General features: G+C 71.5%; 13 protein-coding genes. 7 read left to right on the top strand and 6 right to left on the bottom strand.

All coding sequences use genetic code 11. The features are described 5' to 3' along the window. Nucleotides 1-8: 8 nt before the first annotated feature. Nucleotides 9-1,646 (bottom strand): acyl-CoA dehydrogenase family protein, encoded by a 1,638-nt coding sequence (locus tag ACFW9O_RS33005; protein ID WP_384614473.1) that lies wholly within the window; start codon nucleotides 1,644-1,646, stop codon nucleotides 9-11. Between the two features lie 17 nt (nucleotides 1,647-1,663). Between ACFW9O_RS33005 and ACFW9O_RS33000 the strand changes: the two genes are divergently transcribed. Together ACFW9O_RS33000 and ACFW9O_RS32995 are read left to right on the top strand one after the other, a co-directional pair. Then, nucleotides 1,664-2,800, top strand: coding sequence for a YihY/virulence factor BrkB family protein (locus tag ACFW9O_RS33000; RefSeq protein WP_351179412.1), 1,137 nt, complete (start codon nucleotides 1,664-1,666; stop codon nucleotides 2,798-2,800). Nucleotides 2,801-2,818: 18 nt separating this feature from the next. Continuing rightward, nucleotides 2,819-3,589 carry a DUF6597 domain-containing transcriptional factor gene (locus ACFW9O_RS32995; protein WP_384614470.1) on the top strand — a complete coding sequence of 257 codons (771 nt, stop codon included), beginning with the start codon at nucleotides 2,819-2,821 and terminating at the stop codon, nucleotides 3,587-3,589. Here the strand turns inward: ACFW9O_RS32995 and ACFW9O_RS32990 are convergent. Genes ACFW9O_RS32990 through ACFW9O_RS32975 form a run of 4 tightly spaced genes read right to left on the bottom strand, consistent with a single transcriptional unit; the run spans nucleotide 3,532 to nucleotide 7,284 of the window. After that, entirely contained in the window at nucleotides 3,532-3,921 is a 390-nt protein-coding gene (locus tag ACFW9O_RS32990) for a VOC family protein (protein ID WP_351179406.1), read from the bottom strand. The two genes, ACFW9O_RS32995 and ACFW9O_RS32990, sit on opposite strands and share 58 nt — an antisense overlap. Before the next feature lie 56 nt (nucleotides 3,922-3,977). Beyond that, nucleotides 3,978-5,519, bottom strand: a complete 1,542-nt coding sequence (locus tag ACFW9O_RS32985) for a 3-hydroxyacyl-CoA dehydrogenase (RefSeq protein ID WP_384614468.1) — start codon at nucleotides 5,517-5,519, stop codon at nucleotides 3,978-3,980. Between the two features lie 41 nt (nucleotides 5,520-5,560). Next, on the bottom strand, nucleotides 5,561-6,340 hold the full coding sequence (locus ACFW9O_RS32980; protein WP_384614466.1) for a CoA-transferase subunit beta: 780 nt from the start codon (nucleotides 6,338-6,340) through the stop codon (nucleotides 5,561-5,563). Between the two features lie 26 nt (nucleotides 6,341-6,366). Beyond that, nucleotides 6,367-7,284, bottom strand: a complete 918-nt coding sequence (locus ACFW9O_RS32975; protein ID WP_384614604.1) for a CoA transferase subunit A — start codon at nucleotides 7,282-7,284, stop codon at nucleotides 6,367-6,369. 157 nt (nucleotides 7,285-7,441) lie between these two features. Here ACFW9O_RS32975 and ACFW9O_RS32970 point away from each other — a divergent pair, with 157 nt between their 5' ends. The 4 genes from ACFW9O_RS32970 (at nucleotide 7,442) to ACFW9O_RS32955 (ending at nucleotide 11,652) form a co-directional block, all read left to right on the top strand. Next, the gene (locus ACFW9O_RS32970) at nucleotides 7,442-8,332 is read left to right on the top strand and encodes a LysR family transcriptional regulator (RefSeq protein ID WP_329206192.1); all 891 of its coding nucleotides are present in this window, start codon (nucleotides 7,442-7,444) and stop codon (nucleotides 8,330-8,332) included. A gap of 125 nt (nucleotides 8,333-8,457) precedes the next feature. Further along, nucleotides 8,458-9,684, top strand: coding sequence for an acetyl-CoA C-acetyltransferase (locus tag ACFW9O_RS32965; RefSeq protein ID WP_384614464.1), 1,227 nt, complete (start codon nucleotides 8,458-8,460; stop codon nucleotides 9,682-9,684). Between the two features lie 131 nt (nucleotides 9,685-9,815). After that, nucleotides 9,816-11,159, top strand: a complete 1,344-nt coding sequence (locus tag ACFW9O_RS32960; RefSeq protein WP_351179391.1) for an MFS transporter — start codon at nucleotides 9,816-9,818, stop codon at nucleotides 11,157-11,159. 34 nt (nucleotides 11,160-11,193) lie between these two features. After that, on the top strand, nucleotides 11,194-11,652 hold the full coding sequence (locus ACFW9O_RS32955) for a MaoC family dehydratase (protein ID WP_384614462.1): 459 nt from the start codon (nucleotides 11,194-11,196) through the stop codon (nucleotides 11,650-11,652). A gap of 51 nt (nucleotides 11,653-11,703) precedes the next feature. Here ACFW9O_RS32955 and ACFW9O_RS32950 read toward each other — a convergent pair whose 3' ends face one another. Beyond that, complete coding sequence (locus tag ACFW9O_RS32950; RefSeq protein WP_351179385.1) at nucleotides 11,704-12,126, bottom strand: MarR family transcriptional regulator; 423 nt, start codon at nucleotides 12,124-12,126, stop codon at nucleotides 11,704-11,706. Between the two features lie 160 nt (nucleotides 12,127-12,286). Here ACFW9O_RS32950 and eno point away from each other — a divergent pair, with 160 nt between their 5' ends. Beyond that, complete coding sequence (gene eno, locus ACFW9O_RS32945) at nucleotides 12,287-13,594, top strand: phosphopyruvate hydratase (protein ID WP_384614460.1); 1,308 nt, start codon at nucleotides 12,287-12,289, stop codon at nucleotides 13,592-13,594. Nucleotides 13,595-13,661 lie beyond the last annotated feature (67 nt).

Below are 13,661 nucleotides of genomic sequence, written 5' to 3'. Positions count from 1 at the left end.
CCGGAGACCTAGCGGTCCTGGGGCCGTGCCCGCTCCACGATCGACGCCAGGTCCAGGCTGTGCGGCAGCGTCCCGAAGGCGGAGCCCCAGTCCCCGCCGAGGCGCGAGGCGCAGAACGCGTCCGCGACCTCCGCAGGAGCCCAGCGCAGCAGCAGTGAGCCCTGGAGCACGAGCGCCATCCGCTCCACCAGCCGCCTGGCCCGCGCCTCCACGGCCTCCAGGTCCGCCAGCTCGGTCAGCAGGCCCTTGATCGCCGCGTCGAGCCGGTGATCGGCGCCGCGCGCCTTCCCGACCTCCACCAGGAACGCGTTGAGCGCCTGCGGCTCGCGCTGGAGCGCGCGCAGCACATCGAGCGCCTGTACGTTGCCCGAGCCCTCCCAGATCGAGTTGAGCGGCGCCTCGCGCAGCAGCCGGGGCATCCCGGACTCCTCCACGTACCCGTTGCCGCCGAGGCACTCCAGGGCCTCGGCGACCACCGCGCCGCACCGCTTCGTCACCCAGTACTTGGCGGTCGGCACCGCGATCCGCAGGAAGGCGCGCTCCTCGTCCGTGTCCGCGTCGTACGCGGCGGCCAGCCGCAGCGCCAGCGTCGTCGCCGCCTCGGACTCCAGAGCCAGATCGGCCAGGACGTTGCGCATCAGCGGCTTGTCGATCAGCGGCCCACCGAACGCGCTGCGGTACGCGGTGTGATGGATCGCCTGCGCCACCGCCTGCCGCATCAGCGCCGACGATCCGACCACACAGTCCAGCCGGGTCGCCGCCACCATCTCGATGATGGTGCGCACCCCGCGCCCCTCCTCGCCCACCCGGCGCGCCCAGGTCCCGTCGAACTCGACCTCGGCGGAGGCGTTGGACCTGTTGCCCAGCTTGTCCTTGAGGCGCTGGATCGCGAACGCGTTGCGGTCCCCGTCCGGCAGGACGCGCGGCACGAGGAAGCAGCTCAGCCCGCCCGGAGCCTGCGCCAGCACCAGGAAGCCGTCGGACATGGGTGCCGAGCAGAACCACTTGTGGCCGGTGAGCAGGTACTCGCCGTCGCCGGCCAGCGGCTCGGCGCGGGTCGTGTTGGAGCGCACATCGGTGCCGCCCTGCTTCTCCGTCATGCCCATCCCGAAGAGCACGCCGGCCTTCAGCGACGGAGGCCGCAGCCCCTCCTCGTACACGTGCGAGGTCAGCAGCGGCTCCCACTCGGCGGCCAGCGCCGGATCGGTCCGCAGCGCGGGGACGGCGGCGTGCGTCATCGACAGCGGGCAGCCGTGGCCGGCCTCGGCCTGTGTCCACACCAGGAACCCGGCGGCCCTCCGGACGTGTCCGGCCGGCCGGCCCCAGGCGTCGGTCAGACCGGCGGAGACCGCATGACCGAGCAGCCGGTGCCAGGCCGGATGGAACTCCACTTCGTCGACGCGGTGTCCGTAGCGGTCGTGCGTGTGAAGTGCCGGCGGATTCTCGTTCGCCTGAGCGCCCCACAGCTGCGCCTGGGCGGAGCCGGCGGACAGACCGAGCGCCCCGAGTTCCCTCCGCGCCTCGGGGAGGATCTCGGGCGCGATGTGTCTGTCGACCGCTTCGGTGAGGGCGCGGTCGGTGGCGAAGACGTCATAGCCGACCAGCGGCGGAACCTGGTTGGTCACTGTGTGGGTGCTCGGTGCCATGCCGATACGGTAAGGACGTGCAGGCAGCAAAAGAAACACCCGAGCGGCCACCGGGTCGGCTCCACCGGGCTCGAGTCCTCTACCGCAATGTATCCAAGCGGCAGATGGCGTGGCAGTTGCTCAAGGACACGGTCAACTCGTGCATGGAATACCGCATCCTCGGTCTCGCGGCCGAGGCGGCGTTCTTCACCCTGCTGTCACTGCCGCCGCTGCTGCTCGGGCTGATCGGCCTGCTCGGCTACGTCGACGACTGGACAGCCACCACCACGGTCGCCTCGATCGAGCGCAACATCCTCGGCGCGGTGCAGACCGTGCTGTCCGAGCGGGGGGTGAAGGACATCGCCCGACCGCTCATGGACGACGTGACGACCGGTGCGCGCCCCGACGTCATCTCGCTCGGCTTCGCGATCGCCCTCTGGTCGGGTTCCCGTGCGGTGAACGTCTTCATCGACACCATCACCGTGATGTACGGGCTCGACGGGCACCGGGGCATCGTCAAGACCCGCCTGCTCGCCTTCCTGCTGTACGTGGTCGCACTGCTGCTGGGAGCGGTGGTGCTGCCGTTGCTGGTGGTCGGTCCCGACCGGGTGGTGGAGTTCGTCCCGTGGGGCACCGAGGTACTCGCCGTCCTGTACTGGCCGTTGGTCATGGTGCTGTCGATCGCGTTCCTGACGACGCTCTACCACGTCTCGGTACCCGTCCGTTCGCCGTGGATCGAGGATGTTCCCGGTGCGCTGGTGGCGCTCGGCATGTGGGTGGTGGGCTGCTTCCTGCTGCGGATCTACCTCACCAACACGGTCGAAGGGCCCACGATCTACGGTTCGCTGGCCGCGCCCATCGCTGTCCTGCTCTGGATAGGTATCTCAGCATTCGCCGTACTCGTCGGTGCCGCGGTGAACGCCGCGATCGACCGGGTATGGCCCTCACTCGCCACCGCCGCGGCACGTGCCGCCAACGAGCGGCTACGGGCGGCCCAGGCCGCCGAACTCGTGGCCCGGACCCAGTCGGCGAACTGGGACGCCTACGCGGACGACGAGGACGACGACGTGTACATGCCGTCCGAGTTCCCCGAGCGCTGGTCCCGCTTCCTGCCGCCGGACGACGTGAAGTCCCGGCTCCACGGGAACCGCGACAAGGACGCCAAGGAGCAGTGACGCCGTAGCGTGGTGCCCATGGGTGCGGGCGCACGGTACGAGGAGCGGTCGTCGCGCTTCGGCGGTGCGACGGTCTGGACGTGGAGCGGGCCGCGCGACCCGGCACGGGCCGTCCTGCCCGACGGTTGCATGGACCTGCTCTGGACCGGCGGCCGACTCCTTGTCGCGGGCCCCGACACCCATGCGTTCCCTGCCGATGAGGCCGGCCCCGGACCGTGCACCGGCATCCGCTTCGCGCCCGGAACGGCGCCCGCACTGCTCGGCGTACCCGCGCACGAACTGCGCGACCGGCGGGTCCCCCTCGACGCGGTGTGGCCCGGCGCGGAGGTCCGCAGACTGGCCGAGAGGATCGGCGGGGCCGCCGATCCCGCCGCCGCGCTGGAGGACATCGCCCTGCGCAGGGCCGCCGACGCGAATCCGCCGGACCCGCTCGCGGTGTCCGTCGCGGAGCGGCTCCGGCGAGGGTTCTCCGTCGCCGACACGGCCGGCTCGGTCGGTCTGGGAGCCCGCCAGCTGCACCGGCGCTCCCTGGCCGCCTTCGGATACGGGCCGAAAACACTCGCCCGGATCCTGCGGCTGCAGCGCGCCCTCGCCCTCGTGCGGGCCGGAACGCCGTACGCCGAGGCCGCCTGCGCCGCCGGGTGCACCGACCAGGCCCATCTGTCCCGTGAGGTGCGGGACCTGGCCGGTACGACGCTCGGCGGCTATCTCGCCGCGCTGGGCGGGGCCGGTCAGGCGCCGGCGAAGAGCGACACCGCGCTGCCGTCCGGATCGAGCACGACGGCATAGCGCTGCCCCCACACGGCGTCCCAGGGTTCCAGGTGGCCCTGGTAGCCGGCGCCGGTCAGGTCGGCGTACACCGCGTCGACCTCCGCCGGGCTGTCGCACAGGAAGGCGAGCCCGACACGCTCGCCGCCCTTCGAGCCGGTCCAGTCCGGATCGAAGGTGCGGACGACGTCCTCCGTGTCCCACAGCAGACGCTGCCCGCCGGGCAGGGCCACTTCGACGTGGGGTGCGGATTCGGCGTCGGCGGGGATGTCGAGTCCGAGCCGGCGGTAGAAGGCGAGCGATGCGGCCAGGTCCGCGGTCGTGATGCCGATCGCGTCGAGTCGTGGAGTCATGGTCCGAAGGTATGCGGGTCACCGTTCGCAGGTCTTGTACGAAACGGTCACCCACGTCACCCGGTGCAGGCGGAGGGCGAGGTACCCGGGTCCGTCAGCGGAAGGCCGAGCTGGGCGCGTTCGGTGAGCCAGCGGGTCGGCCGGTGGCGGGGGTCGCCGGTCGTCGCGTGCAGGGCGCGCTGCAGCTCCAGCATCCGTGCGGCACCGATCCGGTCGCCCCAGGCGAGTGGTCCCACCGGGTAGCCGAGCCCGGTCGTCACGGCCAGGTCGATGTCCGCCGGGGTGGCGAGCGAGCGCTCGGCGATCGACGCGGCGACGGACACCACCGAGGCGAGCAGCCGCTGGGCCACCGAACCGGCCGTGTCCCGCACCACCGACACGGCGTACGGCTCCTCGCCGTCCGCCGCGCGGGCCAGTACCGCACGGGCGTCCCGAGCGGCCGCCGGGTCGGCCGCGGGCGTCACCGCGAGCACGCGGCGGCGGCCTGCCGCGGGCAGCGGGTCCACGCCGAAGGTGCGCCCGGCGGGCAGGCCCAGGGCGGCCACCGCGGCGGCCACCGTGGTGCCCCAGACAGGGACCAGGACGACGGCGTCGTCGGAGGGCGCGGGGCCGCTCCCGACGGCGGCTCCCGCGGCGGTCAGCGCCGCGCGGAGGGCGTCGGCGCCGGACCCTGTGTCCGTGTCCACCACGAACACCGGCCGGTCGGCGTCGCCCGTCACCGGTGCCTCAGCGGCGGGCGCGGGCGCCTCGGAGCCGTACGCGAACCAGCCCTGCCCGGTCTTGCGGCCGTGCAGGCCCGCGGCCACCCGGTTCGGGGTCAGGTAGGAAGGGCGGAGCCGGTCCTCGTACCGGAAGCCCTGCCAGATCGAGTCGATCACGGCCGCGGTCACATCGAGCCCCGTGAGGTCCATGAGCTCGAACGGACCCATCCGCAGCCCCAGCACGTCCCGGGCGATCCGGTCGATGCCCGCCGGGTCGGCGACCGACTCCTCCAGCAGCGCGAGCGCCTCGGTCACCAGACCGCGCCCGGCGTGGTTGACCAGGAAGCCGGGGGTGTCGGCGACGGTGACCGCACGGTGGCCGCAGCTCTCGACCAACTCCGTCAGCGCCGGCGGGATCTCGGGGCGGGTTGCGGCTCCCGGCACGATCTCGACGATCTTCATGAGCGGTACGGGGTTGAAGAAGTGCAGCCCCGCCAGCCGCGTCGGGTCCTTCAGCGACGCGGCGATCCGGGTCACCGACAGGGAGGAGGTGTTGGTCGCGAAGACGGCGGAGCCGGGCAGGGCCTGCTCGAGCTTCCCGAACACCTCCGCCTTGGTGTCCAGGTCCTCCCGTACGGCCTCGACGACCAGGTCGACGTCAGGTCCCTGTGCCCAGGGATCGTCCAGGGGGACCAGCCGCTCCAGGGCTGCGGCACAGTCCCCCGCGGACATCCGGCCCTTGTCCACGGCACGTTCCAGCATGGACCGTACGAAGTCCACGGCCGCCGTCACCGCCTCCGTACGGACGTCGCACAGCTCGACGGTGTGTCCGGCGGACGCCGCCCACTGGGCGATACCGCGGCCCATGGCTCCGGCGCCGACGATCCTGATACGCATGGAAGATGGGGTCCTCTCGGGGTTCGGGACGGTGAGTCGTCTCAGCGAAGATAGACGCGGTCGGGGTCGACGTCCTCCCGCAGGAGCCGCAGCTCCGCGGCGGTGGGCGGCGGCACGGTACCGACCGAGTCGGCCACCTTCAGGTCCCAGCCCGTCGCCGCCCGCACCTGCTCCACCGTGACGCCCGGATGCACCGAGACCAGCCGGAGCTCCTCGCCGATGCCCTCGCGGGCCAGGATGCCCAGTTCGGTGATGACGCGGGTGACGCCGACCCCCAGCGGCCGGATGCCCTCGGCGAGCGCGCGGTCCGGGCCCGGTGTGGTGCAGAAGTCCAGGGCCTCGGTGAAGGAGCGCGGATTGTGGCGGCGCATCACCACGAAGACCTCGCGGGAGTTGGCCATCACCTCGACGCCGCCGCCGGAGCCGGGCAGCCGCACCGAGGGGCTCTCCCAGTCGCCGATCACGGAAGTGTTCAGGTTGCCCCACCGGTCGATCTGCGCCGCGCCCAGGAAGCCGACGTCGATGTGGCCGCCCTGAAGGACGTTGCCGAACAGGGCCGGCATCGACAGCACCGCCTCCGCGCCGGAGATGAGCACGGCGTCGGCGATGGTCTCGGGCAGATGCGAGGGGTGCGCCCCGCAGACCCCGGACTCGTACACGACCTCGATCTGCGGTGCCACTGTCAGATGGGCCAGCTCGGTGGCGAGCGTCGGCAGTCCGATTCCGGCGAAGACCGTGCGGCGCGCGGCCAGTTCGCGGGAGGCGACGACGGAGAGCAGCTCCGAGGACGTGACGGTGCCCGGCTCGGTGGTGGTGGTCATGACCAGCTCCTTCTCGTGTTCCGCGCTCACAGCCGGCGTCCGTAGTTCACCGGTTCGCTGAGCGCCTCGCCGACCGCGAGCCCCGCCCAGAAGTCCTCGCCCAGCTTGGCGACGTACTCGGAGTGGTCGGCCGTGCCGTACACCCACTCCCGCAGCCACTCCTGCAGCCGCTCCGGGTCCTTGCTGATGTGGGACCAGGCCCGGTAGAAGTCGTTGTCCCGGTCGTAGTAGCCCTGCGCGAACGAGGGGTGCGCGCCGCGCGGGCAGACGACGACGGCATCCACCGCGTGGGCGGGGACGAGCGTGCGGTTCGGGTCCGAGCGGACGACCTCGTCGCCGACGATCTCCTCCACGACGACGACGGCCTTGCCGGCCGCGTACACCGCCTCCGCCTGGATGCCGGTCAGCCCCCACATCTGCGTGTTGCCCCTGCGGTCGGCCCGCTGGGCGTGGATGAACGTCACATCCGGGTTCACGGGCGGCACGACGTAGATCTGCTCCGTTTCGCCGTCCGGCCCCGGGTAGGGCGAGGCGACCTTGCGCAGATCGCTGTTGACGGACGGCAGATCGCTGCCCCCGTAGCTGCGCAGCGGATAGAACGGCAGCCGCTGGGCTCCGGCGAGATAGCGGCAGATCATGCCGTAGTGGCTGTACTCCTCGAAGGCGAGGGGCTCGGGATCGCTGCTCTCGATCCGGCGCCGCAGCTCACCGAGCGAACCGGCGGAGGAGTTGCCCACGAAGGAGGAGACCAGCCGCGAGACGCAGCCCGCGGCGATCATCTGGTCCACCACGATGTCCGCGGTCATCCGCACGACCGTGAGGTCCCGGCGGCCCTGGCGGATGATCTCGTGCCCGGCCGCGGTGGGGATGAGGTGGGTGAAGCCTTCCAGGCAGACGGTGGCGCCGTCCTGGACGAAGGCGGCGACGGCCGCCTTCATCGACATGGTCTTGTCCGGCCCGTCGTCGGTCCTGTCCGTCCGGTCCACGGTGCTCCTCGGCGAGTGTGTGCTGGTCGCCCTACCGTGGCAGCGGCCATTGATTGCTGTCCAATACCAAATTATGGTCGGATCAAGACCGCTGATTAATGAATGGGTGTTCCGTATGGAACTGCGTCATCTGACCGCTTTCACCGCCGTGGCCGAGGAGCTGCACTTCGGCCGGGCCGCCAAGCGGCTGCAGATGGCGCAACCGCCGCTCAGCCAGCAGATCCGGCAGCTGGAGAAGGAGCTCGGCGTCCAGCTCTTCGAGCGCAACACCCGCTCGGTGCGTCTCACCAGCGCGGGGGAGTCCTTCCTCGAACCCGTACGGACCGTGCTCGACGACCTCGACACGGCGGTACGGGCGGCCAGGGCCGCCGGACGCGGCGAGTACGGCCGGGTCACCATCGGTTTCGCCGGCGCCTCCAGCCACGAGACGCTGCCGCAGCTGACCCGGGCCGTCCGCGCGGCCCACCCCGCGCTGGAGCTGGTCATGAAGGGGCAGACGTACGCCAACGTCGCCCTGTCCCGGGTCGCCGACGGATCGCTCGACCTGGGCTTCGTCCGCCTCCCGGTGACCCAGCCGGGGGTGGCCTACCGGGTGATCGACGAGGAGGAGCTGCTGTGTGCGCTTCCCTCCGACCACCGGCTGGCGCACCTGGAGAGCATCCCGATCGGGATCCTCGCCGACGAGCCCTTCGTCTCCTTCCCGGCCAACACCGGATCCACCGTGCGCGACGCCATGGTCGAGGCGTGCGAGGCCACCGGCTTCAATCCGCGTGTCGTGCAGGAGGCCCCCGACTCGTACACGATCCTGGCCCTGGTCGCCGCGGGCGTCGGTGTCACCCTCACCGTCTCCTCGTGCCGGCACATCCAGCAGAACGGACTGGTGTACCGGCCCCTCGCCGGCCCGCCCATCCGACGGCAGGCGGCGCTCGCCTGGCGTGCCGACAATCCCTCCGCGGCGCTCCGCGCGGTGCTGGCGGTCGCCGAGGAGGCCCTGCCCACGCCGTAGGGCACGCCCCCGGGGGTGATTGAGACGCGCTGCGTCTTGAAGAGGGGGCAACTCGATATTGGACCGACTCAGTGGTCGGGTGCGAAGGTCGCCCCACACACCCGAACCGCCGAAAGGTGTCCCCCGTGCCCGACCAGACCGATGTCGTCATCTGCGAACCGCTGCGCACCCCCATCGGACGCTTCGGCGGAGCCTTCGCGCAGCAGACGCCGGCCGCGCTCGCCGCACGCGTCATCGCCGAGGTCGTGGCCCGTACGGGGATCGACCCGGCCCGGGTCGACGAGGTGATCCTCGGCCACGCCTACCCCACGTCCGACGCCCCGGCCATCGGCCGGGTCGCCGCCCTCGACGCCGGGCTCCCCGACTCCGTCACCGGCGCCCAGATCGACCGGCGCTGCGGGTCCGGTCTCCAGGCCGTCCTGGACGCGGCCATGCAGATCCGGGCCGGATTCAGCGACGTCGTGATCGCCGGCGGTGTCGACGTGATGAGCGCCGCCCCCTACTACACGCACGACGGGCGCTGGGGCATCAAGGGCCCCGGACTGCAGCTCCACGACTCACTGGCCCGCGGCCGGGTCACCGCCGGGGGCGTCAACCACCCCGTACCCGGCGGCATGATCGAGACCGCGGAGAACCTGCGTCGCGCCTACTCCATCAGCCGCGCCGACCAGGACGCCCTGGCCCTGCGCTCGCAGGCCCGCGCCGCCCGCGCCGCCGCGGAGGGCCGTTACGACGCCGAGACCGTCCCCGTAACCGTACGCAACCGCAAGGGCGAGACGGTCGTGACCGCCGACGAGCACCCCCGCCCCGACACGACCGCCGAGCAACTCGCCGCGCTGCGCCCCATCATGGGCACGTCCGACCCGGAGGCGACCGTCACCGCGGGCAACGCCAGCGGCCAGAACGACGCCGCCGCGGCCTGCCTGGTCACCAGCGCCGCCACCGCCGAACGGCTCGGGCTGACCCCACTGGTCCGGCTCGTCTCCTTCGCCCGGGCCGGTGTCCCCGCCGCGACCATGGGCATCGGTCCCGTACCGGCCACCCACGCGGCACTCGGCCGCGCCGGTCTCACCCTCGCCGACCTCGACCTCATCGAGATCAACGAGGCCTTCGCCGCCCAGGTCCTGGCCTGCACCCGGGAGCTGGGCCTCGGCGAGAAGGACCACGAGCAGCGGATCAACGTCAACGGGTCCGGAGTCTCGCTCGGCCACCCGGTCGGCGCCACCGGAGCCCGCATCCTCGCCACGCTCACCCGCGAGATGCACCGCAGCGAGGCCCGCTACGGCCTGGAGACCATGTGCATCGGCGGCGGTCAGGGCCTCGCCGCGGTCTTCGAGCGCATCACCGCCTGACCGCCCCCCCGTTCCCGTCCCCCTTCGAGGACTCTTCCCTTCCCCCATCGCGTGACACCGGGCGTCCCGGGAGACGCCCCTGTCCGCCATGCCCCCATCCGCCTGATCAACGATGTTCACGGGAGCCACCTATGAGTGCGTCCACCGCAACCGCACGCGAGAAGACGAAAGCCGCCAACCGCGCGGGATTCGGAGCCTTCATCGGCTCCACCATCGAGTGGTTCGACTTCTACATCTACGGGACCGCGGCGGCGCTCGTCTTCGACAAGGTGTTCTTCCCCGAACTCGAAGGCCCCATAGGCACCCTGGTCGCCTTCGCGACCTTCTGGGTCGGCTTCCTCGCCCGCCCCATCGGCGGCGTCATCTTCGGCCACTACGGCGACCGCCTCGGCCGTAAGAAGACCCTCGTCATCACCCTGCTGATGATGGGCATCTCCACCACCGCGATCGGACTGCTCCCGGGCTACGCCTCCATCGGCATCGCCGCCCCGATCCTGCTGGTCTGCATCCGCATGATCCAGGGCATCGGCCTCGGCGGCGAGTGGGGCGGCTCCGTCCTGATCGCCTCCGAACACGCGCCCAAGGGCAAGTCCGTGCTGTACGGGGCCTTCGCCCAGCAGGGCTCGCCCGTCGGCAACACCCTCTCCACGGTGAGCTTCCTGGCCATCAGCCAGCTGCCCGACGCCGCCTTCGTCTCCTGGGGCTGGCGGGTGCCGTTCCTCGCCTCCGCCGCCCTGGTCATGGTCGGCCTGCTGGTCCGGCTGAAGGTCACCGAGTCCCCGGCCATGGCCAAGCTCATCGAGAAGAAGGAAGTCGTCAAGCTCCCGCTGACCGAGGTCCTGCGCAGCCACCCCATGCTGATCGTCCTCGGCATCGGCGCCTGCACGATCGGCCTGTCGGCGACCTACTTCAAGTCGACGTTCGCCCTGTCCTGGGCCACCACGTCGCTCGACTTCGACCGCAGCTCGTTCCTGACGATCATCCTGGTCGCCAACATCACCCAGATCATCGTCCAGCCCTTCGGCGCCGTGATCGCCACCCGGATGAAGAGCTGGTCCCGCGCGGTGATCGTGATGCTGGTGCCCGAACTGGTCCTGATGCCGGTGATGTTCGTCCTCATCAGTACCGAGAACTACGGGCTCGCGATGCTCGGAGTCGCCGTCGCCACCATCCCGCACTGCCTCTACTACGCGGCCCTCGCCGGCATGCTCGCCAGCCGCTTCCCCGCCCATCTGCGCTACACGGGCATCTCGCTCTGCTACCAGCTCTGCGGCACCCTGCTGGGCGGCACGACCCCGATCATCGGACAGTTCCTGCTCAACCGGACGGGCTCGATCACCGCGGTCATCGCGTACGCCGTCTTCCAGGTGGCGCTGACCCTGGGCTGCATGCTGCTCCTGCTCAAGCGCCCCAACCACGACGAGCAGGCCGCGGAACCGGTCGCCGCCCGCCGCGCCGCCCCCGTCACCGCCTGACCGCGCCCCGCACGAAGCGAACGGAGTACCTCCCATGCCCCTGACCGTGCACGGCATCCCGGAGATCCTCGCCCTCGGCGGGCGCGACCTCGGGCACTCCGCCTGGAAGGAGGTCACCCAGGAGCTCATCGACACGTACGCGTACGTCTCCGGTGACCACCAGTGGATCCACACCGACACCGAACGCGCGGCGGCCGGCCCGTACGGGCGCACCATCGCCCACGGCTACATGGTCCTGAGCTGGGGCATCCCGATGTTCGGCGAGCTGCTCCAGGTGAGCGGCGTGGGACGGGCCCTCAACTACGGGGTCAACCGGGTCCGGTACCCGGCGCCCGTCCCCGTCGGAAGCCGCGTACGGCTGCACGCCTCCGTCACCGAGGTGAAGGAGGTCCCGCGGGGCGGCGTACAGATGACGCGGGCCTTCACCTTCGAACTCGAGGGGTCCCAGAAGCCGGCCTGCGCCGCGGAGTCGCTGACGCACTTCTACCCGTGAGGACCGCACCGTGATGAGTGGGTTCCCGCCCGGCAGCGACCCGTCAGGGCACTACCGGGTGGCGAGCCGCTCCAGCAGGGCCGCGCTCCGTGCCAGCAGCGCCCGCTCCTCATCGGTGAGCTCGGCCTCGATGGCCTGCGCGAGCCAGCCGACCCTGCGGCCGCGCTCCGCCTCCAGTGCCGCCCGGCCCGCGTCGGAGAGCTCGACCAGCGACTTGCGGCCGTCCGTGGGGTGCGCCCGGCGCGTGATCAGGTTCTGCTCCATGAGGAGTCCCACCGCCCGGGCCATCGACTGGGGGCGTACGCGCTGATCGGCGGCGAGGTCGCTGGTGGTCATGGCGCCGTCGCGGTCGAGTGCGCCGAGCACGGCGACCTGGCCCAGCGGGATGTGGTCCTCGTGTCTGACGCGTCGGGTGAGCTTGCCCATCGCGGTGCGCAGTTCGGCGGCGATGGTGGCGGCTTCCGGGGTGGGCATAGGGCACTTTACCCCGTTGTCAGCGGGCCGTGCCGCTGACCTGCACAGCAATGCTGTACAGCGAAACTGATCAGCATTGCTGTATGGTTTTGCCTGTCGGGCTCAGCGCCAGCGTTGTCGCAGCCGGGGCCACGGCACATGACAACGGGGAGGAACTCCCATGTCCGCAGGAACAGTCGGAACCGTCGACGCCACTATCGAGACCGTCACCGCCCGCCGGATCATCGACAGCCGGGGCAACCCCACGGTCGAGGTCGACATCGTCCTGACGGACGGATCCCTGGGGCGCGCGGCGGTTCCCTCCGGCGCCTCCACCGGCACCCGGGAGGCCGTGGAACTGCGCGACGGGGACACCACGCGCTGGCACGGCAAGGGTGTCGACCGCGCGGTGGCCCACGTCAACGGGGAGATCGCGGCGTCCGTGCGCGGGCGGGACGCGGCGGACCAGGCGGGTCTCGACGCCGCGCTGATCGCCCTCGACGGCACCGCCACGAAGTCCCGGCTCGGCGCCAACGCGGTCCTCGGCGTCTCCCTCGCGGCCGCCAAGGCCGCCGCGGCGGCCCACCGCCTGCCTCTCCACCGCTACCTCGGCGGCGCCGACGCCCATCTCCTGCCGCTGCCGATGATGAACATCGTCAACGGCGGCGCCCACGCCGACAACCCGCTGGACTTCCAGGAGTTCATGATCGCGCCCCTGGGTGCGGACACCTTCGCCGAAGCCGTACGCATGGGCAGTGAGGTCTTCCACACCCTGCGCCGCGATCTGCTGGCCGCCGGGCACTCCACGGGCGTCGGCGACGAGGGTGGCTTCGCGCCCGCGCTGCGTACCGCCGAGGAGGCGCTCGACTTCGTGATGACCGCCATCGAGCGCACCGGCTACCGCCCCGGCACGGACATCGGCCTGCTCATGGACCCGGCGTCGTCCGAGTTCTTCCGCGACGGGGTGTACGACTACGCGGGCGAGGGCGTGCGCCGCACCCCCTCCGAGAACGTCGACTACCTGGCCAAGCTCATCGACGCCTACCCGGTCGTCTCCATCGAGGACCCGATGGCGGAGAACGACCTGGACGGCTGGCGCGAGCTGACCGACCGTGTCGGCGACCGCTGCCAGCTCGTCGGCGACGACGTGTTCTGCACCGACGAGAAGCTGCTGCGCGAGGGCATCCGCACCGGCGTCGGCAACTCGGTCCTGGTCAAGGTCAACCAGATCGGGACGCTGACCGAGGCGCTGGCCACGGTGGCCACGGCCCACCGGGCGGGCTGGACGGCTGTCATGTCGCACCGCTCGGGCGAGACGGAGGACACCACCATCGCGGATCTGGCGGTGGCGACCGGCTGCGGTCAGATCAAGACCGGATCGCTCTCCCGCTCCGACCGCACGGCGAAGTACAACCAACTGATCCGGATCGAGGAGGAGCTGGGCGACTCGGCGCGCTACGCGGGCCGCTCCGCACTGCGCCGGGCGTGAACCGCAGGCGGAGGTAGAACCGGGCGGGACCCCCGGTCACGACCGGGGGGCCCGCCCGCGCCGGGGG

It is taken from the genome of Streptomyces sp. NPDC059499 (genome assembly GCF_042749285.1).
GTDB lineage: Bacteria > Actinomycetota > Actinomycetes > Streptomycetales > Streptomycetaceae > Streptomyces.
Note: the sequence above shows the minus strand (reverse complement) of the source record. Positions and strands in the feature narration are given on the sequence as shown.

Bases quoted from the DNA above. Each gene is read 5' to 3' on its own strand.
- ACFW9O_RS32970 (WP_329206192.1), top strand. From the start codon at position 7,442: ATGGAACTGCGTCATCTGACCGCTTTCACCGCCGTGGCCGAGGAGCTG.
- ACFW9O_RS32955 (WP_384614462.1), top strand. From the start codon at position 11,194: ATGCCCCTGACCGTGCACGGCATCCCGGAGATCCTCGCCCTCGGCGGG.
- eno (WP_384614460.1), top strand. From the start codon at position 12,287: ATGTCCGCAGGAACAGTCGGAACCGTCGACGCCACTATCGAGACCGTC.
- ACFW9O_RS32975 (WP_384614604.1), bottom strand. From the start codon at position 7,284: ATGTCGATGAAGGCGGCCGTCGCCGCCTTCGTCCAGGACGGCGCCACC.
- ACFW9O_RS32950 (WP_351179385.1), bottom strand. From the start codon at position 12,126: ATGCCCACCCCGGAAGCCGCCACCATCGCCGCCGAACTGCGCACCGCG.
- ACFW9O_RS32980 (WP_384614466.1), bottom strand. From the start codon at position 6,340: ATGACCACCACCACCGAGCCGGGCACCGTCACGTCCTCGGAGCTGCTC.
- ACFW9O_RS33005 (WP_384614473.1), bottom strand. From the start codon at position 1,646: ATGGCACCGAGCACCCACACAGTGACCAACCAGGTTCCGCCGCTGGTC.
- ACFW9O_RS32985 (WP_384614468.1), bottom strand. From the start codon at position 5,519: ATGCGTATCAGGATCGTCGGCGCCGGAGCCATGGGCCGCGGTATCGCC.
- ACFW9O_RS32990 (WP_351179406.1), bottom strand. From the start codon at position 3,921: ATGACTCCACGACTCGACGCGATCGGCATCACGACCGCGGACCTGGCC.
- ACFW9O_RS32995 (WP_384614470.1), top strand. From the start codon at position 2,819: ATGGGTGCGGGCGCACGGTACGAGGAGCGGTCGTCGCGCTTCGGCGGT.
- ACFW9O_RS32960 (WP_351179391.1), top strand. From the start codon at position 9,816: ATGAGTGCGTCCACCGCAACCGCACGCGAGAAGACGAAAGCCGCCAAC.